12 protein-coding genes are annotated in these 20,626 nt (G+C 65.4%); 5 read left to right on the top strand and 7 right to left on the bottom strand.

Annotated elements, in window-relative coordinates; all coding sequences use genetic code 11:
• The first annotated feature begins 52 nt into the window (after positions 1-52).
• Positions 53-529, top strand: a complete 477-nt coding sequence (locus BBA01S_RS42475; RefSeq protein WP_052391863.1) for a DUF3331 domain-containing protein — start codon at positions 53-55, stop codon at positions 527-529.
• A gap of 88 nt (positions 530-617) precedes the next feature.
• Here BBA01S_RS42475 and BBA01S_RS42470 read toward each other — a convergent pair whose 3' ends face one another.
• Positions 618-1,292: a DsbA family oxidoreductase gene (locus tag BBA01S_RS42470; protein ID WP_042297785.1), complete on the bottom strand. Its 675-nt coding sequence runs from the start codon at positions 1,290-1,292 to the stop codon at positions 618-620.
• A gap of 101 nt (positions 1,293-1,393) precedes the next feature.
• Between BBA01S_RS42470 and BBA01S_RS24165 the strand changes: the two genes are divergently transcribed.
• Both BBA01S_RS24165 and BBA01S_RS42465 read left to right on the top strand, forming a co-directional pair.
• Entirely contained in the window at positions 1,394-2,296 is a 903-nt protein-coding gene (locus BBA01S_RS24165) for a LysR family transcriptional regulator (RefSeq protein ID WP_027818705.1), read from the top strand.
• A gap of 516 nt (positions 2,297-2,812) precedes the next feature.
• The gene (locus BBA01S_RS42465; protein ID WP_042297784.1) at positions 2,813-5,848 is read left to right on the top strand and encodes a winged helix-turn-helix domain-containing protein; all 3,036 of its coding nucleotides are present in this window, start codon (positions 2,813-2,815) and stop codon (positions 5,846-5,848) included.
• 66 nt (positions 5,849-5,914) lie between these two features.
• Here BBA01S_RS42465 and BBA01S_RS42460 read toward each other — a convergent pair whose 3' ends face one another.
• The 4 genes from BBA01S_RS42460 to BBA01S_RS24135 are packed head-to-tail and all read right to left on the bottom strand — an operon-like array spanning position 5,915 to position 15,437.
• Complete coding sequence (locus BBA01S_RS42460; RefSeq protein WP_218004253.1) at positions 5,915-7,075, bottom strand: hybrid sensor histidine kinase/response regulator; 1,161 nt, start codon at positions 7,073-7,075, stop codon at positions 5,915-5,917.
• The gene (locus BBA01S_RS42455; RefSeq protein WP_042297782.1) at positions 7,072-9,648 is read right to left on the bottom strand and encodes a hybrid sensor histidine kinase/response regulator; all 2,577 of its coding nucleotides are present in this window, start codon (positions 9,646-9,648) and stop codon (positions 7,072-7,074) included. The genes BBA01S_RS42460 and BBA01S_RS42455 overlap by 4 nt, the downstream gene beginning before the upstream one ends.
• 19 nt (positions 9,649-9,667) lie before the next feature.
• The gene (locus BBA01S_RS24140) at positions 9,668-14,743 is read right to left on the bottom strand and encodes an AAA family ATPase (protein ID WP_052391862.1); all 5,076 of its coding nucleotides are present in this window, start codon (positions 14,741-14,743) and stop codon (positions 9,668-9,670) included.
• A gap of 13 nt (positions 14,744-14,756) precedes the next feature.
• A complete protein-coding gene (locus BBA01S_RS24135; protein ID WP_027818703.1) occupies positions 14,757-15,437 on the bottom strand; it encodes a response regulator transcription factor in 681 nt (226 codons plus the stop codon).
• 393 nt (positions 15,438-15,830) lie between these two features.
• Here BBA01S_RS24135 and BBA01S_RS42450 point away from each other — a divergent pair, with 393 nt between their 5' ends.
• Positions 15,831-17,372 carry an ATP-binding protein gene (locus BBA01S_RS42450; RefSeq protein WP_052391861.1) on the top strand — a complete coding sequence of 514 codons (1,542 nt, stop codon included), beginning with the start codon at positions 15,831-15,833 and terminating at the stop codon, positions 17,370-17,372.
• 75 nt (positions 17,373-17,447) lie between these two features.
• Here BBA01S_RS42450 and BBA01S_RS42445 read toward each other — a convergent pair whose 3' ends face one another.
• Entirely contained in the window at positions 17,448-18,143 is a 696-nt protein-coding gene (locus tag BBA01S_RS42445; RefSeq protein ID WP_084162500.1) for a winged helix-turn-helix transcriptional regulator, read from the bottom strand.
• A gap of 93 nt (positions 18,144-18,236) precedes the next feature.
• Here BBA01S_RS42445 and BBA01S_RS47890 point away from each other — a divergent pair, with 93 nt between their 5' ends.
• Positions 18,237-18,509: a hypothetical protein gene (locus BBA01S_RS47890; RefSeq protein WP_027818702.1), complete on the top strand. Its 273-nt coding sequence runs from the start codon at positions 18,237-18,239 to the stop codon at positions 18,507-18,509.
• Here the strand turns inward: BBA01S_RS47890 and BBA01S_RS24115 are convergent.
• Positions 18,506-20,620 carry an HlyD family efflux transporter periplasmic adaptor subunit gene (locus BBA01S_RS24115; RefSeq protein ID WP_027818701.1) on the bottom strand — a complete coding sequence of 705 codons (2,115 nt, stop codon included), beginning with the start codon at positions 20,618-20,620 and terminating at the stop codon, positions 18,506-18,508. The genes BBA01S_RS47890 and BBA01S_RS24115 overlap by 4 nt on opposite strands.
• Positions 20,621-20,626 lie beyond the last annotated feature (6 nt).

The following is a 20,626-nucleotide window of genomic DNA, read 5'->3' as shown; positions in this document are numbered from 1 at the left end:
AATGGCATTGCCTGCCCGGGCTTAACGCGTGCCGACGAAACGGATCTGCCCAATGGACTCCTGCGCAAACGACGAACCGTGGAAGCAAACCATTCTCGCGCTCGAACTGGCCTCTCGCTCGCGCGCGGACAGCGGGGCCAGCGGGGCCATCGATCAGGCAGGCACGATGCGCAAGCCCGGTCGCGCACGCGCGCAGCATGCGACTGCGCGAGCCGCATCCCCCGTGCCGTTTTCGGGCTATATCCGCATCCTCGAACGCCTTTCCAGTACGGCCGTCTCGCTTTGCTGGTACGACGCCACCTGCGGCCATTACGCCGATCAACTCTGGAAACGCACCCGCTCGCGCCACAAGACGTTTTGCACGCTCACCGGCCGGGCCATCAAGCGCGGCGACGCTGTCTATCGCCCGTCCCGGCGCGGCTTGCAGCCCGCCAACGCGAACCACGCGATTCTCGCCTGCGTGCTGGAAGCCGCCGAGGCATGCGAGGTTCAATCGCCAGCAGGCCGTCGATTCGAACTTGAGCACTGACCGCTATTTCAGCCACTGCGAACGACACCGCGCGCATTCGCAGAAGCGAACGCGCGCGGCAGTGGATGGCAACGCGAAGGGTCAAACGCTACGCAGCGGCCACGCCCGTTCCGACGGCTCGATTCGCGACATTGCGTGCAATGCTCAACGCGCGACGAAACACGGGCACCGGCTGCGCACCACTCACGATTTCGCTTCCCAGCTTGACATACGGGACGACGTTGACCGATTCGAGCGCGGCGGCGGCTTCCAGTTCGCGCACCTGCGCGCAGCCTTCCTGCGAGGCGAGCAGTTCACTCACGCGTGCCCGGTCGAGTCCCACGGAAGCCGCGATATCGGCCAATACGTCCGGGTTGCCAATGTCGCTCCCCTGCGTGAAATAGGCGCGAAAAATCGCATCGACCAGGGCACGCGCGTCGCCGCCTTCGCTCTGGACGAACCACACCAGCCGGTGTGCCGCCAGGGTGTTGGGCGTGCGCTTGACCAGGTCGTAATCGAACGCAAGTCCGTGCAGCCGGCCTTCTTGCGTCACGTGCGCGTCCATCGCCTGCGAACGCGCCCAGCTGCCGAATTTGGCCGTGCGATAGGCCTTCCGGTCGCGCCCTTCAGGGGGCATGTCCGGATTCAGCTCATATGGCATGAACACGTATTTGACGTTCGCGCTTGCGCCTTCCAATGCCAAGGCTTCCTCAAGCTTCTTTTCGCCAATCCAGCACCACGGACAAATGAAATCCTGCGTGATACGTATTTCAAGCGGTTCCATCGTATTTCTCCTTTCAATGGGCGTGCACAGAAGATAGGGCCGCTTGTCGAAAGCTAGAATAGGAACCCCATGCAACGGTACTTTGCACTGGAGACAAAACGATGGACAAACTTCAGGCGCTGCGCGCTTTCGTCGTCGTGACGGAGAGCGGCGGCTTCTCAAGCGCTGCGCGCAAGCTCGAACTCGCGACCTCGTCGGTCACGCGCGCCGTCGATGCGCTCGAAGAGTCGCTCGGCACGGCGCTGCTCAACAGAACGACGCGCCAGGTCACGCTATCCGATGCAGGAAAGACGTACTACGCACGCGCGAGGCGCATTCTCGACGACGTCGCCGAAGCCGATGCCGCCGTCACCGACCGTGGCGACGAGCCCTCCGGCCCGCTACGCGTTTCCGTGCCGGTGGAATTCGCGCGCCAGTGCATCAGCCCGCATCTTGGGGCGTTCCTGTCGCGCTACCCCAAACTCGACCTGGACATTACGCTCACCGACTCGGTGGCCGACCTGGTGTCCGACCGGATCGACCTGGCGATCCGCCTGGGCACGCCGCCACCCGACGCCAGCGTGATCAGCCGGCATATCGGCGACTTCAGCCGCTGCGTTGTCGCCAGCCATGCTTATCTGAGCGAGTTCGGCACCCCGCTGGAACCCGACGAACTGAGCGCGCACCAAAGCCTTCGCTTCTCGTATGGCGCCGACCAGCAGGTCTGGACGTTCTGCAAGAATGGGCAGCAGTGCGAAGTCGTGGTCACCGGAAGGCTGAAGACGAACAACTCGGACATTCTGCGCGAAGCGGCGCTCAACGGCGCGGGCATTGCGCTGCTGCCCAGCTGGCTGGTGGCCGCCGACGTGCAAAGTGGCCGCCTGACCAGGCTCTTCGAAGACTATGAAGTCAACCCGAATAACACACGGTCTGCCGTCACTGCGATTTATTTGCCGAATCAGCGCGGTTCGAGACGCATCAGCGCCTTTATCGAACTGGTCGCCGGGGCCGCGAACCTGCGCTGATTGAACTATTCAAGTCAATCAGATTCGAAAGCGCCGCATGAGCGCTGTTGTTTGTCAGAACGGATTCAAAGTCAGGTGACAAACTTAAAAAACGCCAATTGGGAATCGGCATACAAATGACCTGAACATAAAACGCCATCAGGCGTGGATTCGATCGTTCCTTCACGTCGAAATTATTCGGCCCATAGCAGTCCCGTTATATTGCCCCACTAACGAAAACCCCTATTTCCAGGTGACATTTATACAGTGCGCCGAACAGCCGCACGCACCCGCAGGCTGGCTCGTACGATTGTAGACAATGCGACGATACGGTTCGATTCGCGAGTTTGAAAACGATCTATTGGCCATGTGCTGAGCATTTTTATTCAAGACACCCCACCAATCTTTGTTTAAACTCCGCATTGTGTGCAATCGCCACCCAACTGGCCCAGCATGAGGGCCGCCTGACGTTTCATTGTCCATGCCCGATCAGATGCACCTTCGATATAGTCACGATATCGCCAGCCGGAGACGACCATGCTTCAGATAGGATCGTTGCAGGTCAGCTTCGAACAGCGAAGCATCGAGAAGGATGGTGTTTCCGTGCGCATCGGCGCGCGCGCTTTCGATATTCTCGAAGTGCTCTATCGCGCCAATGGCGCCATCCTGTCGAAAGACGACATCATGGACGCGGTCTGGCCAGGCCAGATCGTCGTGGAGAATCGCCTTCAGGTGCATATTGCGGCGTTGCGCACGCTGCTCGGCGTCGACCGCGACCTGATCAAGACCGTGCCTGGGCGAGGCTACCTGCTGGTTGCCAGGAGTGCCCAGGCGGTCGAGACGACCGACATACCCAGTACACCCGATATTCCCGCTCAAGGCGACGCGCCTGCGCACATTGCTACCACGCCCCCGCTTGAGTTGACCGCACTGCCTTTGCTCGTTGAGCCGCCGATCGGGCGCGCGGTGGAAATCGGGCAACTGCTGGAGCGCCTCGAACGGAGCCCGGCCACGACGGTCGTCGGCGCGGGCGGTATCGGCAAGACCGCGCTCGCTTTGCACGTCGCGAACCAATGGCATGCCCGCAGCGGTCGGGCGATCTGCTTCGTGGAGCTCGCCAGGGCCGCCTCGGACGATGCAGTCCTCGCGCTCGTGGCAGACGCGCTCAAGCTTCCCGCGCACGATGGACGGCGCCACGCAGACGCCCTTTATGATGCGCTCGCCGGTTCCGGCTGCCTGCTCGTGCTCGACAACGCCGAGCATGTGATCGACGTCGTGGCGAGGCTCGTGGAAGCGCTGCTGGTGCGCAATTCGTCGGTGCGCGTGCTCGTGACGAGCCGCGAGGCTTTGCACATCCGGGCCGAATCCGTGCTGCGTCTCGAACCGCTTGCCGTCCCCGAGCCCGGACTCGCTACCCAGGACATGCTTGCGTACCCGGCCGTGGAACTGTTCCTGTGCCGCGCGCGCTCGCTGGCCATGGCCTGCGCCGCCGACGAAAAGAGCATCGCCCTGGCCGCCGACATCTGCCGGCGTCTCGACGGCCTGCCGCTGGCGATCGAACTCGCTGCCGCACGTGTGGCGACGCTCGGCATCGAGGGGGTCGCTTCGCGGCTCGACGACCAGCTCGACCTGCTCACGGGCGGCTTGCGTTCGGCGCTGCCGCGCCACCAGACCTTGCGGGCGACGTTCGAATGGAGCTACGCGCTGCTCGACGCGCCGTCGCGCATCCTGTTCCGTCGACTCGGCTGCTTCACGGGCCCGTTTACGTTCGATGCGGTCTGCGCCGTCGCCACCGAACCCGGCATGTCGATCACCGTGGTGGTGTCGAGCCTCGGCGAACTCACGTCCAAGTCGCTCTTGAACGTGGAATTTCATGGGTCGATCGCAACCTACCGGCTGACCGGAAGCACCCGCGCCTACGCGATGGAGAAACAGCGCGACGAAGGCGAAGTGAACGTCATCGCGTCACGGCACATGCGCTACATGCGAAAGCGCGTCGAAGAGAACCGCCTGGTGATTGCGGAAGGCGGCCAGGACGGCGCGGATCTCAGCGCGCGTCTTTCGCTGGACGACGCGCGCACCGCTTACGACTGGGCCTTCTCCGAAAACGGCGACCCGGCGCAAGGCGTCGCGCTCGCGGGAGCGCTGGTCGGCACGCTGCTCGATGCATCGCTCGTCCACGAATGCTTCGAACGCTCGCGACGCGCGCTGGATCGGCTCGATACCCTGCCTGCGGGCTCGGTCGATGTCGTCTGCGAAATGCGGCTGTGCGCGGCCAGCGCCTCCACGCTCGTGTATGTGGGCGAGAACGTCGAGACGGCGTTGTCGCTCTGGCAACGGGTGCTGCGGCTCGCCCAGGCCGCGCGCGACGACGCGTTCACGACGCGCGCCCTGTGGGGCCTGTGGAACACGACGCTGTCGGTCGCCGACATTCACGCCTCGATCCGCTACGCCACGCGCATCCAGCAGGCGGCCGAGCATGGCGATTCACGCAGCACGCGCCTGCTGGCTGGCGCCATGCTGGCCATTTCGCTGCACTGCTTCGGCGAGCACGAGCAGGCCCGCGAACGCCTCGAATATGCCGTCGCGGCGCTCGGCGAAACGGGCCTTGAGAACGCGTCCTGCGGCATGCCCGGCATGGAGCCGCTGATTTTCTGCAAAGGCACGCTCGCCCGCATTGCGTGGCTTCAGGGCAAGCCGGCGCACGCCATGCAACTCGTGGAAGCCTCGTTAGACCCGGCGCGCCGGGATACGCTGGAACCCACGCTTAGCCATCTGCTTGCGACCGTGGCCGTGCCGGTCGCGCTGCAATGCGGCGACCTGCAGGCCGCAACACGCTATCTCGCCCTGTTGCGCTCGCAAGTGGCGACCCACCGGTTCGCCATCTGGGAAGACTATGCGCAATGCCTGTCCGTCCAGATCGATCTTCACTGCGGCGTCGATGCAGCATCGGCGCTGGAGAGGCTGGAGCCTGCCCTGCAACGGCTCGTGGCGCGCGGCTTCCGGCGCGTGATTGCATCGTTCATCGTGCTGAGCGCCGAGGCGCTCGCCCACGCGGGGCGCTTCGCAGAGGCGGCTGAGAGGCTCGACGACGCGATCAAGCGCAGCGAGAGCCACAGCGAGTATTACTTCCTGCCCGAACTGCTGCGGGCCAAAGGCTGGGTGGAACTCCAGCACGCGCGCTCGCTGGGCCGCGCGGCGCACGGGGAGCGCACCCAGCGCGAAGCGCAGGCGCGCCGCGACCTGAATGCCGCGATGGCGCTCGCAAGCGAACACGGCGCGCTGACCTGGAAGCTGCGCGCCGCGCTCGACCTCGCCGCCCACTACATCGACAGCGACGAACCCGCGCAAGCCGTGGCCCTGCTTGCCCCGTTCGACGCGCACGTCGACCTCGGCTCGCCCGCACCCGATATCCAGCGCCTTGTCCAGTTGCGTCAGCGCCTGGGCACAACGGCGGTTCCGGGGGCTCCGGGTGCCCGTACGCGAGCCATCCACGCGAGCATGCCCGATGCCAGCCCGGAGCAAGGCTCGACGCAAGCGCTCCGCCCGAAGATGTCTACGGGGGCACGCTAGCGGCACACGTCAAACGTAGCGATCGTCGATCGTTGCGATGACTGCGTCCTGGTGTCGACGGTCGTCTCACCCGTGGCGCGGCGGGCACGATAGCGCCAGCTTCACGATCAGCCCTGGATCGTTGTCTTCGAGCGTCAGCGTGCCGCGATGCAGCGTCGCCACCCCTCTGACCAGCGCAAGCCCGAGCCCCACGCCGGGCGTTCCGCGACTTGCGTCACCACGGTAGAACCGCTCGGTCACCCTGGCTTTTTCCGCATCCGCCACACCGGGGCCGTCGTCGGCCACCGCCAATTCGATCAGGCCGCCGGCATCGCCCAGATGCACATGCACCTGCGTGCGCGCGAACTTCAGCGCGTTGTCGATCAGATTGCCGATCGCCTGGGCCAGCAGCAACGGATCGACCAGCCCCGGCAGGCTCTCCGGGCCACTCAGCGTCAAGGCGAGCCCGCGCAGTTCGGCGAGCGGCTGGTAGAACTCCACCGCCTCGGCGGCGATGTGCGCCAGGTCGCTGTCCACGAAGCCCGAGCGGCGCACGCCCGCATCGATTTCCGCGAGCCGCAGGAGCGCATTGAAAATGCCGATGACCCGGTCGATATCGCTTAACGCACCCTCCAGACGCTCCAGCGTTTCGCCATCGACCCTGGTCTTGAGATCGAGGATCATCGCTTCCATCCTGAAGCGAAACTCGGTCAGCGGCGTGCGAAGATCGTGAGCGATGGCATTCGAGGTATTGCGCACGCTATTGATCATTTCGATCAGGGCGTCCTGCGCGGCCTCGCGGCTGCGCACCTCTTCCTGAAGACGCGCGTTCTGCTCCTTGAGGGTTTTCTGCAGGCGCCCCAGCTTCAAATGCGTCTTCACGCGCGCCAGCAGTTCTTCCATCTGCAGCGGCTTGGTCACATAGTCGACGGCACCGACATGAAAGCCTGCGGTCTTGTCTTCCGTCTGCGAAAGCGAGGTCATGAAGATGACCGGAACCGCGCGCGTGCGCGGATTGTCCTTCAACCTGCGGCACACCTCGAACCCATCGAGGCCCGGCATCATCACATCGAGCAGGATCAGGTCGGGATGCACGAGGTCGGCCCGCCTGAGCGCCTCTTCGCCGTCGCGGGCAATCGAGACGCGCAGGTCGTTGCCTTCGAGAAAATCGACCACGAGGCCCAGGTTCGACGCCGTATCGTCCACTACCAGCACGAGCGGCGCCATGCATTCAAGTTCCTCTGTCATGTCGGCTCTCTTCCGTTCCAATGCCGTTCGATGAACGCAAGCAGCTCCCGCGATTCGAAGCTTTCCGCCAGCCCGCGCACGCGCAGCACGAACGCCTGGTAACGCGCGTCGCTTTCCAGCAGCGAATTGGCATGACGCACGACATCGCGCATCTGGCCTCGCAATGCCAGCCGGTGAAGAATCGCCATGTTCTCGTGCGAGGGCACGGCCAGCGGCTGCACCGGCTCGTCGGCCATGGCATCGACAACCGGCCTCTCGATGCAATCCGCGTCGTTCGCCGCGCCGGCTGCATCGCCCTGGCCCGCCAGCGCAAGATCGAACCAGAAGCGGCTCCCGCGACCGGGTTCGCTCTGCACATGGATCTCGCTGCCCATGAGGCGCACGAGATGCTGGCTGATGGACAGGCCCAGCCCCAGGCCTGCACTGCGCCGCTCGGTATCGCCCGCCTGTTCGAAAGGCTGGAAGACGCGCTCGATCTGCCCCGGCGCGATGCCCACGCCTGAGTCGGACACCTCGAAGCGCATGACACCCTCGCTCACCTGTCGAACCGCAAACGTGACCTCGCCTTCATCGGTGAATTTCACGGCATTCGAAAGCAGGTTGAGCAGCACCTGGCGCAGGCGCTTTTCGTCGACTCGAATCACGACCGGCAAGCAAGGCGAAATCACCGCGGTCTGCGTCAGTCCCTTTTCCCGCGCACGCACGCCGACCATCTGCGCGAGCATTTCCAGGAACGGCGTGAGCGGCACATCGGCCAGATGCAGCTCGATGCGGCCCGCGCCGATGCGCGCGAACTCCAGCAAGTCGTTGATCAGCGTCGACAGGTGCGTCCCGCTTTGCTCGATGACCGCGACCTGCGAGCGCTGGCGCGCACCGAGCGCGTCATCGTGGCGCAGGATCTGTGCATAGCCGAGGATGCCGTTCAGCGGCGTGCGCAATTCGTGGCTGATATTGGCGAGAAATTGATCCTTGGCCTTGTTCGCGGCTTCCGCTTCGTCGCGCGCCTCGCGCACGTTCGCTTCCAGCGCCTTGCGCCCGGAAATGTCCTGCAAGACCGCGATCGTATGGTAGATCTGGTCGTCCGGCTCCCATTGCATCGCGACGCAGACATTGACCCAGACGCGCGTGCCGTCGCCTCGGACGACGACCTTGTCTTCGGCGTAGTGCGAGATTTTCTTCTCGAACAGCAGGCCGAAGCGGGAAACGCTGTCCGGCAGGCTGGAGGCGTCCGTGACGTCCCTGAACGTCATGTTGAGCAACGCGTCGCGGCTATAGCCGACAATCTCGCAGTAGCGCTGGTTCACGCGCAGGAATCGACCGTCCGCGGCGCAGTGCGCAATCCCCACTGCTGCGTTTTCAAACGTGCCCCGGAAGCGCTCCTCGCTGGCGCGCAACGCCAGTTCCGCACGCTTGAGCTCGCTAATGTCGATCAGCGTGCCGCTCAGGCAGACCGGCGTGGCGCCCGCGGGCGTGCGCCGCGTGCCGCGCGTGAGCACCCATCGGTACGCCCCGTCGCGATGCAGCAGCCGGTGCTCGACCGCCAGCGCGCCGCCGTTCCTCGTCTGGCCTTTGATGGCCTGCGCGAAGGACGCACGGTCGTCGGGATGCACCAGCTCCATGAAACGGCTGAAGCCGGGCGCGCCCTCATGCTCGCCATAGCCGAGCCACTCGCGCACGTTCCAGCATCGCAGTATCCAGTGCCGCTCGTCTTCGCCATCGCATTCGAGCTCCCATACGCCGACGTTCGACCCCCACATGGCCGCGCCGAGGCGCTCGTTGGTCTCGCGCAGGATCTCGGCCTGCGCCGCACGGCGCGCGGCCGTCACGTCGCGGATCGCGAGCACGACGCCGACCACTTTCCCCACGCTGTCGACAATCGGCGTGACCCGGTTTTCGACCGGGACTTCGCGACCGTGCCGGCCGACCAGCCGGGTCTTGACCGGCATGTCGACGTCCGCCCGGTCGCGCAGCACGGCAGCGCCCACGTCGTCCAGCGGCGTGTTCGTGTCCTCGTCGACCAGCACGAGCACCTTCTCCAGCGGCTGGCCGATGGCCTCCCCCTGCGACCAGCCTGTCCATGCCTCGGCGACGGGGTTGATCAGCGTGATCCGCGAATCGCAGTCCGTCGCGATCACGCCGTCGCCAATGCTCGCCAGGGTGGCCGCGTAGCGCTGCTCGCTCTCGCGCAGGCGGCGCTCGGCGGCATGCTTGTAGAGCGCCATTTCGACGACCGTACGCAGTTGCTGGTCTTCGAAAGGCTTGAGGATGTACCCGAAGGGTTCGGTGACCGCCGCGCGCTGAACCGTCTCCTCGTCCGCATAGGCGGTGAGAAAGACGATGGGCAGGCCGTGCGCTTCGCGCAGCCGCCGAGCGGCATCGATACCATCGAGCTTGCCTTCGAGGCGCACGTCCATGAGAACGAGATCGAGCGGCGTGCGCGCCGCCACGACGATCGCCTCCTCGCCGCTCGCGACACTGCTCACGACGGTATGCCCGCAGCGCACGAGCTGCTGACCGATATCGCGCGCCACGACGCGATCGTCTTCCACGATAAGAATGCGCGCGGATGCCATGACGAAGCCCGAAAAATCCTTAGAGTTTGAACTGGATGACAAAGCTCGTCCCCGCGCCGCTGTCCTGGCGCACTGAGGCATGGAGCTGGCTGGACAGGTCGGAAACGAGCTGGAGGCCGAGCGTATCGGCGCTCTCAAGGGAAAAATCGGCCGGCAAGCCCACGCCGTCGTCCGCGACGACCAGCTCGCAGCAGTGCTCGTCGGCCATCACCAGTTGCACGCGCAGCTGGCCGCGCCGCCCCTGCGGAAACGCATGCTTCAGCGCATTCGAGACGAGTTCGTTCACGATCATGCCACACGCCACCGCGCGGTTCATGTCGAGCTGGACGTCGTCCACCTGCACGTCGAGCGACACGTTCAACTGGCTCAGTTCATAGACGCGGGAGAGGTGCGCGCACAGGTTCCGGATATGGGACGCCATGTCGATGCGCGCAAAATTCCCGGCCCGATACAGGTTCTCGTGAACCATGGCCATCGAACGCACGCGGTTGCGGCTGTCCAGGAAGCGCTCGGCCGTCGAGCGGTCTTCCACGCGCGACGCCTGGAGGTTGAGCAGGCTGCTGATCAACTGCAGATTGTTTTTGACCCGGTGATGCACTTCCTGCAGCAAGGCTTCCTTTTCTTCGAGCAGCGCCTCGACCTCTTCCAGGCTGGCATTTTCAATCGATATCGCGGCCTGCGATGCAAGCAAGCTGAGCACCGCCATGCGCGCGAGCGTAAACACGCCGGGCGCCAGTTCGTTCTCCAGATACAGCGCGCCGATCAGCCTGTCCTGCTTGAGGAGCGGCAAGGCCAGCACCGAGCGCGCATTGCCCGCGCGGAAGTATTCGTCCGCCCCGAACGGATTCTCGATCGACGCGTCGTCAAGGCGCACCGGCTCGTGCGTGCGCAGGCTGTGATGGAGCATCGCGAGCGGCACGGCGTCCGCCGCGGCGGCGCGACGGCCGACATTGACGCTCGCGCCTTCGCGGATCGCGTTGGCCTCCGCCTCGATCCAGAGCTGCTCTGCGTGCGGCAGGATCAACACGGCACGGCGGGCGCCCGCGTGTTCGAGCACAATGGTCATCAGCGTATGCATGAGCCGTTCCAGCACCCGCTCGCCGGAAATTGCCTGGGATGCCTTAACGACTGTTTCCATCTCCAGTTGATTCGCGACCGCCCCACCCGGTGCATTCGGCGCCTCTTCCTGCGCCAGGCCCGGATAGCGCGCATCGAGCGACCTCACTCGCGCCATCGCCCCCCAGTTCAGCCAGGCCTGCCGTGCGTTGCGCAGGTAGACGACGCTGATCGCCGCAAATCCATGCTCCGCATAGAACCGGCCGGCGATTTCATGGGCGAGTCCCTCGACATGCAGCAGACGCTGCTCGCGCGCCTGCGCGATCGCCTGCTCGTAGAGACGCATCGCCTCGAACTCGCGGCCGCCCACGCGCGCGAGTTCGGCGTCGACCAGTGCGGTGCGCGAAGCGAAGTTCGCGGGGGCGTGCTGGGCCCAGCCGCGCAGTTTGTCGACGTGATCCGCGAGCGCCGCCTGGTTGGCGGCCTGGTTGGCGGCCTGGTCGGCGGCCTGGTCGGCGGGCGCAAGCGCGTCATGCCGCTGCAAACGCGCCAGTGCACCAAAGAAGTGATATTCCGCCAGCTCGAAATGTCCCGACGTCGTCCACAGCAAGGGCGCCGCGCGCTGCTGCGCCTCTAGCGCGCGCTCGATGTCGCCCGCGAAGTACCGCGCCTGCATCTGGCGTATCCAGTACCAGCATGCCGCGATGGCGAGTGCGGGATTGCCCTCCAGGTGGCTTTCGAACGCGCGCTCGTCCGCATGGTCGGCGCCACGGGAACCCAGCCAGGGCGGCAGCCCTCGCAGTCCCCGGATCAGCGACAGCTGCGCGTTCATGATGTCGACGATCAGCCCGAAACCCGCCGCGCGAACGATACGCAGACGCTCTACTGCCTCGTCCTCGATCTCGGCGAGCGGATGGCCCGCGGCAAGCAGGCTCGTCACGAGGCAGCAACTGCTGAAGCCGATATAGGTCAGGTCGCCGCTCTGGGTCGCTGCTTCGAAGGCCCGCCGCAGCAGCGGCAGGCCCGCGCGCATGGGCTGCGTCCACGGCATCACGTGATAGGCGAAGCACATGTACACGCGTGCGCGGAACCGCCCCAGCCCGCGCTCGTCCACCAGCGCCAGTCCCAGGCTGCCGAACTCGAATCCCGCACGGTAGTCGCCGAAGATCGGGCCCGCCACCATGCCAAGGTAGGCAAAACCCAGCGAGGACGCGTCGGTGTTGCCATGCCGGATGCTCAGGTTCGCCATGCGCGACAACACGAGGCACACCAGGTTCTCGTCGGTGAAGAAGGCCGGCGGCAGCACGGCGGTCAGCACATTGAGCGTCGCTTCCAGCGTTTCGTCGCGCAGCAGCGGAAGGTCGATCAGCGAAGCGATCGATCGCTGGCCGATCTGCTCGTGCAGCGTCGCGTATTCCGCCGCGGCTGCCGTGCGCGCGGGATGCGCAACCCAGTCGATCCCGACCTCGCGCAAATAGTCCAGGCAGATTTCGACGGCGGCCTGCATCTGGTCGAGCGCCGTATGCAGCGTCACGCGCAGAAAGGCCACGGCGGCCTTGTGCGGCACGTTCATGGCGCGGCCTGCGAGCGCGCCCAGGCGCTGTTCGGCCTGTGCGGCGTTGCCCGTGAGGAATTCGCATTCGGCGCGCAGCAGCTCGAACGAGAACTTCTCGGCGTAATGGGTCTGCCATGCGCCACTGCCGATCATGTCGCTGCCGAGCGCCAGATACGCAAGCGCCGAACCATACGCCGCCGAAGCCCTCGCTCTGCGGCCCGCGCGCAAGTTGAGACTGGCGACGCGCAAGCGCACTTCGAAATCCTCGATCACAGGGATTGCGCGATTGAACTGGTTGACGATCTCGAAGATGTTGCGTTCGACCTCCGGGTCGTCGTCGTCGCCGTCCAGCAGGGCGCCGATGCGCAAATGCGCCGGTGCGCGATCGGCTTCGGCGATCAGCGCATAGGCGGCCTCCTGGATGCGGTCGTGAACGAATGCATAGCCCTCAGCGTGGCGATACACAAGGCCCTGCGCGCCCGCTTCCGCCAACGCCGCATCGATCGCCTCCTGCGACTGGCCGCTCACGCGCGCGAGCACCGCGCCCGAGACCGTCGTGCCAAGGCACGCAAAATCCACCAGCACGCGGCGCGTGGAACCGGACAGGCGGCCAAGCTTGTCGACCATCAGGTCTACAACGCTGTCGGGAAAGGCCCGCTGCGCGATCAGCTCTGCGTTGCAGGCCCACGCCTGGCTCGCCTTGTCGAAAGTCAGAAAGCGCTCGTCGGCCAGAAGCTGGAGGAACTGGACGGCAAAAAACGGATTCCCGCCGGTCTTGTCGAACAAAACCTGCGAGAGCTGCGCGGTGCGTTGCGCGTCGCCGTGCGTCGCATCGCGCACGAGACCTGCGACGTCGTTCACGCCGAGCGGAGCCAGCATCAGCTCGTCCACGCGAACCTGCCCCGCACGCATGCCATCGACCAGGCGGGCCAACGGGTGAGCGGGCCCGACTTCGTTGTCGCGATACGCGCCGATCAGCAGGATATCCCGTACGTCCTGGCCTTTTCCGAACGCCTCGATGACCGGGATCGTGCCGGCGTCCAGCCATTGCAGGTCGTCCAGAAAGAGCACCAGCGGGCGCCCCGGAAATGCAAAGGCCGCGATGAAGCGCATGAGCGTCGCGACGAACCGGGTCTGCGCTTCCTGTGGCGGGAGTTCCGCAACCGGCGGCTGCACACCGATCAGGCGTTCCAGCACGGGGATCAGGTTGACGATCAGGAGTCCGTGCGAACCAAGCGCGTCCTGAATGCGCTCCCGCCATGTATCGACGTCGGATTCGTCTTCATCGAGGATCTGTTGCACGAGCGCCGCCAGACATTGCGCAATCGTTGCATACGGAATATCGCGCTTGTACTGATCGAATTTGCCCGAAGCAAACAGACTGCCCGAGCGCGACATCGACCGGTGAAACGCCTCGACCAGCGCCGATTTGCCGATGCCTGAATAGCCGGACACCAGCACGCATTCGGGCGCGCCATCGTGAACGACCCGCTCGAAGGCGGCCGTGAGCGCCTGCACATGCGTCTCGCGTCCGTACAGGCGACCGGGAATCAGCAAGCGTTCCAGCGAATCGGCCGCGCCCAATGCGAAGGGTTCGACCGGCGTCCCGCGCAGACATTGCTCCGCGCACAGCCTCAGGTCGTGTTCCACGCCTCGCGCGCTCTGGTAGCGATCCTGCGCGGTTTTCGCGAGCAGCCGCTCGACGATGGCGGCAACGGCGTCGGGCACCTGGGGCGCCGACTCCTTGAGCGAAATGGGCGGTCGCGCCGTATGGCAGTGCAGCCACTCCGCCGCCGAGCTGGCCAGCCAGGGGAACCGGCCCGTGAGCATCCAGTAGATCACGACGCCAAGCGAGTACAGATCCGAGCGCGCATCCGGGCGCCGGTTGAGCAGTCCGGTTCGTTCCGGCGCGACGTAGGGAAGCGCGTCCGCGAACAGCACCGGCTGGGGGAATGCGTGACCTTCTGCGGCGGATTCGAGGTTGGTATCCTGGTTCGCATCGGCATCGGCGGTCAGCCCGAATCCAGTCAGCGCGACCGCGCCAGTCCTTGCATTGACCAGCAGATGCGCCGCACGCACGTCGTGGTGAATGAGGCCGCGCACATGCAACGCGTCGAGGGCGGCGGCCGCGTTGGCGGCCATGGAAAGCACCTTGCCGAGTGGCAGGCGATGCGTCTGCATGGACGCGAGCACACTGCCGCCGGGGTCGTCGAGCAGGAGCGTCGTGCGCTGGCTTTCGCGCACCAGCGCGTACGGTCGCGCGAAGCGCAGGCTGTCGAGCCGCGAGCGCAACCGGTCGGCGTTCTCCAGCAGCGACAGCGCTTGCGCCGATAGCTGGCGTGCCGACGCATGCACGGCGAGCCGTGTGTTCGGCGCGCCCCGCGCCTTGATCCGCGAGAGGACGAGCGTGCCGTCGTCCCACAGCGTTTGAACGTCCGGGTCTTGCGGATTCGTGACGACAGGCGCGTCGGTCGGTGATTTCACAGTGGGCGGGATTTCAGGTGTCGGCCGAGAGCATATACCCGGCATTTCGCACGGTGTGCAGCAGCGAACGCTCAAAGCCCGCATCGATCTTTTGCCGCAGCTTGCTGACATGCACGTCGATCACGTTGGTCTGTGGATCGAAGTGATATTCCCAGATGTTCTCCAGCAACATGGTGCGCGTCACGACCTGGTCGGCATGGCGCATCATGTATTCGAGCAGCTTGAACTCGCGCGGTTTCAGGCTGATCGCCTTGCCCGCACGCGTGACCCTGCGCGAAAGCAGGTCGATGCTCAAATCGCCGAGCTTGAGCGTCGTCTCAAGCAGGTCGTTCTGCGAGCGGCGCATGAGCACTTCGAGCCTTGCCAGCACCTCGCCGAAAGCGAAGGGCTTGACGACATAGTCGTCGCCGCCGCCCTTGAGCCCGCGAATGCGCTCGTCCACCGCGTCGAGCGCGCTCAGGATCAGCACCGGCGTCTTGCTGCCCGTCGCCCGCAGCGCCGAGACGATGCTCAGTCCGTCCATGCCGCCCGGCAGCATGCGATCCAGAACGATTGCGTCGTACAGGCCGCCCATGGCGAGAAACATGCCGTCGTGGCCGTTGTCGGCGAAATCGACCACGTGGCCCGCCTCCGTCAGCCCTTTTTTCAGGAAGCCTGCGACCTGCACATTGTCTTCTACTAACAAGATCTTCATTCCAGCCACTCGCGGTTCCAGACAACCACCAAAAACAGTCGCGGCGCAGCGCAGCAGCTTGCGCGATGCGTGGTCTTCCTTGTCTCTGTCATTCGGCTTGCAATTATCCGTCCAGAGCCGATCTTCCGATATTCGGCGCCTCATTAAATTAAGTTAATGTCCTCTTACGCAAGACACCCGCCCGCAATGACTGCACACGACTGTGTCGCCGCTGCGGCAGCCGTAGATTAACAAAAGTTAATTTATGGGTAACGGTGAGGAAACGGCGCTTCGCCTATCATGCTCCTCGATACGGTTCGCGCGCGCCCAGCCCGCTAGAGAGACGACCGACAACGAGGCGCAGGTGCAGCGCGTCCTCAGCCCCCTGCCCGAGACACGCTGCACGAAACCGACATGAACTACGCGACAGCCGACTCCCCAACGCTCGATCCCCGGACACTCGTCATTCGGCTCGGCCATTGCGAGCTGGATCTCGGCGCGCGCGCGCTGCGCCGCGACGGCGCCGTGGTGGAGCTTGGCTCGCGCGCATTCGATGTGCTCGCCACCATCGCCCAGGCGGCAGGACGCATTGTCTCCAAGAGCGAGCTGATGGAAGCCGTCTGGCCCGATACGATCGTCGAGGAAAACAACATCCACGTGCAGCTTTCGGCGATCCGCAAGGCGCTGGGTGCAGACCGCAAGCTGATCCTGACCGTGTCGGGGCGCGGCTATCAACTGATTGCCGCAACGCCCGACGCGCTGGGCACGGCGCTGCCCCAGCCCGGATCCGCGCCCGAGCCCACTCCCTTGCCCGTCCATGACGCCTTGCTCGGGCGCGAAGACGCCATCGCCGAAGTACGCGCGATGGTCGCGTCGGCGCGCGTGGTGACGCTCGTTGGCGCGGGCGGCATCGGCAAGACAGGCATGGCGCGGGAAATCGCGCGGCAACTCGCCGCCGAGCAGGCTATCGATGTCCGCTTCGTCGAGCTGGCCGCGCATGACACGCGTAGTGGCATGATCCGCGCCTTCGCGAACGTCTGCGGCCTGCCCGCCGCCGGGAACGAACCCGACCTGCGCAGCGTGGCAAGCAGACTGGCAGGCATACGCGGCGTGATCGTGATCGACAACGCCGAGCACGTCGTGCAACACGTCGCCGAACTCATCGGCTTGATCATTTACGCCAATCCCCAGGTGCGGATTCTCGCTACCAGCCGGTTGCGCCTGCGCGTGGCGCACGAAGTCGTCTATCGTGTCGGCCCGCTCGAACTACCGGACGCAGGTGACAGCCGGGACGCCATCCTGCGCTCACCGGCAGTGGGCCTGTTCCTGAGGCAGTGGCTCTCGAACGGCGTGCACGCCGACTTGAGCGGCGACCGGCTCCGGGTCGTGGGAGAGATATGCCGGCGCCTCGACGGCATCCCGCTCGCGCTCGAACTGGCGGCCGGACGCGCCTCCGTGCTGGGCCTGGAAGGCCTCTGCGAAGGGCTCGACGAGCCGCTGCTCTATCTTGCCGGCGGCTATCGCACCGCCCAGCCCCGGCACCGAACCCTGCGAGCGGCATTCGACTGGAGCTTCGCGATGCTCGACGCCGACGAGCAACGCGTGTTCAGGCGGCTGAGCGTGTTCGACCAGGCCTTCAGCCCCGAGGCGGCGTGCCAGATCGCACGCGACGCCACGCTTTCCAGTCAAGCTGTGATGGACTGCGTAGGCGAGCTGGCCGACAAATCGCTCGTCGAGATTCAATTCGAAGGCGCGGAGGTCAAGTACCGCCTGTCCACGCCCGCTCGCGCCTATGGCCGCGAAAAACTGCTTGCCGAAGGCGAGATCTGCATGATTTTCGAGCGGCACGCCAGCTATGTCAGCGAACATCTGCCGAAGCTTGCCATCGAGACCATGGCAGCGAAGCCACTCTCGTCCAGTTGGGCAGTACAAGCGCCCCCGTTTATGCGCGCGTAGCTTCGCGCCGTCCGTCCGGTTGCACTGCACCTCGATGCAAGCCGCCGACCGTGGTCAGCGTATCCGCACGAACAATCATTTCTTCACGGCCGCCGCGCCGCGCTTTCGAGGGCGGTGATTTTCGCTTGCCGCTTCCGCTTCCGTTTCCGTTGCCGTTGCAGTTGCCGTTTCCGACTTGACCTCGGCGCGCCTTGCTGGTGGCTTGCGGTTGGACACCTGGGTGCGCCGCCCCGCCGCAAAGGCTTCTGCACGCGCGGCACGCTCGGCGGCCCAGCCTGGATTAACCCGCGTCTCGACCTGGCTAAAGCTAAATGGCAGATCGCCCTTGCCAGGCTTCCAGTCGCCGCCGATGACCTCGCCGGTTCGACGATGCGTCATGGTCACCGCCGGTTCTGCATCCGGATCCAGCCCGCAGTGCCGCATTCCCCACAAGCGCAGCTTCAGCATCACGCCGTCGAGTTCGCGCGCCTTGTCCGTGACGCCGTAGGCGTGCCGCCTGGGCCGCTCCTGATAAACGCGGCGTTCGATCAGCCCATCGCATTCCATCGACTTGAGGCGCTGGGTCAGCAGATTGGGCGACATGCCGGTCTGCGCCTGGATGCCGTCAAAGCGATCATTGCCCATCCGCAGTTCCCGCAGGATCAGGATCGTCCAGCGATCCGCAATGATCGCGGCCGCACGAGCGAGGGGACAAAGCGTCTCGCCGCCAGTCTGGGGTGTCTTTTTCATCTCTCGCAAAACGCCGAATGGTGAACCGGTTTGCCCAGCCATCGAGGCTCCGCGCCGTTCGATGCCAGGCTCTTTACAAGGTCAGTAACTTCACATATTGAAGCAACTATCCCATCTTAACCGGAGAGCGCCGTCATGACCAACCCATCTGGCCCCGCGCAGACGTACGAACCTGAATTGACGGGACTGTTGATCGTCGATCCCTACAATGACGTCCTATCGGAAGGCGGCAAGCTCTATGAACTTTGTTACGACCAGCGAGATCGTCGCGAAGCTGTCCGCCTGAGCGGCGGGAAGATAGCGGTACGCGATGGTTCGACGGGCAGCGAGAAGCCGGCGCCGAGCAAGCCGACGAATTGCACAGCCAGGGAAAGCGTGCAATCCGCGTTGCGGCTGAATTGCGGCTAGAAGCCGACTTCCCGCTGCAGGATGGCCGCGAGGCTCCTCGCCGCGCGCCCGGCCAGGCTCGCGCGTCCCGCATCGAGTTGCACCGTGCCGGTGACTTCGCGCGCGATCCCGGCCGCGCCATCGCAATGCCCGAACCGCACCTGCCACGTCGCCTGCAAAGGCACGATGCGGTGCGTCTTTGCATCCTGCTCGGCGGGAATGGGGCCGCCGTAGGTGCTCGCCACAGAGGGCTCGTCGAGCGTCGCCACGTTGACCTTGTCGACGGCCTCGATCGTGCAGACATGCGCCGCCATCTCGGCCACGCTCGCCACGAAAACCGCCTTCTGCCCGGCCTTCAGTCGCGCCACGTCGCTCTCGCCGACAAACGCATCGCCCTTCACGCCCGTCGGCGCGATGACGTCGTAGACGCGTTCGCCGCGCGCGAGCCACGCCCCCGGAGTCGGCGGATCGCCCGCTTCCTGCACGGTGCCATCGAAGGGCGCGCGCAAGGTCAGCTGCGCGATCTCCGCCTGCAAGCCCGCCACGGTCTGCCGCGCCGCATCCCAGCGTCGCGCCAGCGCGGTGCCCTGCTGCTGCAAGCGCTCGTCGAAGGGCTGCTGCTCCACTTCCCAGCGCAATTGCGCCTCGTCGGCCAGCGCGGTCTTGAGCTTGTAGTCGAGTTCCGGCGACACCAGCACGGCGAGCGTATCGCCCGCATGCACGCGCGCGCCGTCGCGCAGCGGCGGCACGGACGCATCCAGGTAACCCGACTCCACCGTATAGACGCCCTGCGCGTGCTGCGGCCCGAGCACGCCGGGCGCGCTCACGCCCGCCTGCCACGGCAGTACGAAAAAGCCCAGCAAGGCCGCGCCGAGCATCGCGCTGCGCAGCGTCTCGCGCCGCCAATGCAACGCCGAGCGCCGCTGCCACGTCACGGCGGCTTCGCGCCACACGGGCCGCACGATAAACCAGCCGAACTCCACGCAGAACAGCAGCATGCCGAGCAGCTTGAAGAACGCGTGATACACGACCAGCGCGATCGACATGAACACGATCAACCGGTACAGCCAGGTCGCAAACGAAAAGCCGATCAGGAAGCGCCGCCGGGCCGCCGTGCACGGCTCGGGCTGGGGATCGCCGAAGCCGAATAGCCATTCGCGCAGCCACCAGCGCCCGAGCGCGAACGCGCGGTCGTGCAGGTTCGGCATGTCGAGCCAGTCCGACAGCAGAAAATAGCCGTCGAAGCGCATGAACGGGCTCGCGTTGATGGCGAGCGTGGCGATCCATGTCGTGGTCGCGAGCAGGAACGCGCCAGCACGCAGCGGGCCGTCGGGCAAGACGCTCCACGCGAGCGTCGCGACGGCCGCCAGCGCGACTTCACTGAGCATGCCCGCCGCGCCGATCCACAGGCGGTGCTGACGTTGCGGCACTTTCCACGCTTCGGTGGTGTCGGTGTAGAGCACCGGCATCATCACCAGCAGCGCGACGCCCATGGTCGGCACGCGGCAGCCGTAGCGCTGCGCCGTGAAGGCATGGGCAAACTCGTGCAGCACCTTCGCGCAACCCAGCGCCACGCCCACGCCGATCAACCCGCGCCAGTCCGCGTAGCCGTGGAAGGTGTGCAGGAATTCGTCCCAGCGCCGCGAGACCAGCACCAGACCCGCGAGCGCGCAGGCGGCCACCGCCAGCCAGAACGCAGGCCGGTACGCGAAGGCCGCGTAGCGCGCCGCGCGCCGCAAAAACGGCATGGGGTGCCAGAGCGGAATGCGGATCATCAGGTAGTGCTTGAGCAGCCACATCGCGCGGGAGCTGTGCTGGGCGTTGGCGTGCTGTTGCAGGCGCGCGGTGTCCTGCTCGCCTCTGGACACCAGCAGGTTCTGCTGGCGCAGCATGCGCAGCAGCGCTTCCATGTCGTCGAGCGTCACGGTGAGCGTGGTATCGCGGTTCACGCTGTCGACGATCGCGCGCGGGTCGTCAAGGCTCCAGCGCGCGAGCAGTTCGAATGCGGGCCAGCCGATCTGGAAAAAGCGGTTGGCGGCCGGATCGTGGAGCATCCAGGTCGGCGCGCCTTCGGGCGTGGACGCGCCGGGCGTGAGCGTCAGTTCCTGGCGCAGTGGCGGAAGTCGGGACATGATGCG

Origin of the sequence: Paraburkholderia bannensis NBRC 103871 (genome assembly GCF_000685015.1) — a bacterium.
GTDB classification, from domain to species: domain Bacteria; phylum Pseudomonadota; class Gammaproteobacteria; order Burkholderiales; family Burkholderiaceae; genus Paraburkholderia; species Paraburkholderia bannensis.
The sequence above is the reverse complement of the archived record's forward strand: the minus strand, read 5'-3'. Positions and strand labels throughout refer to the sequence as shown.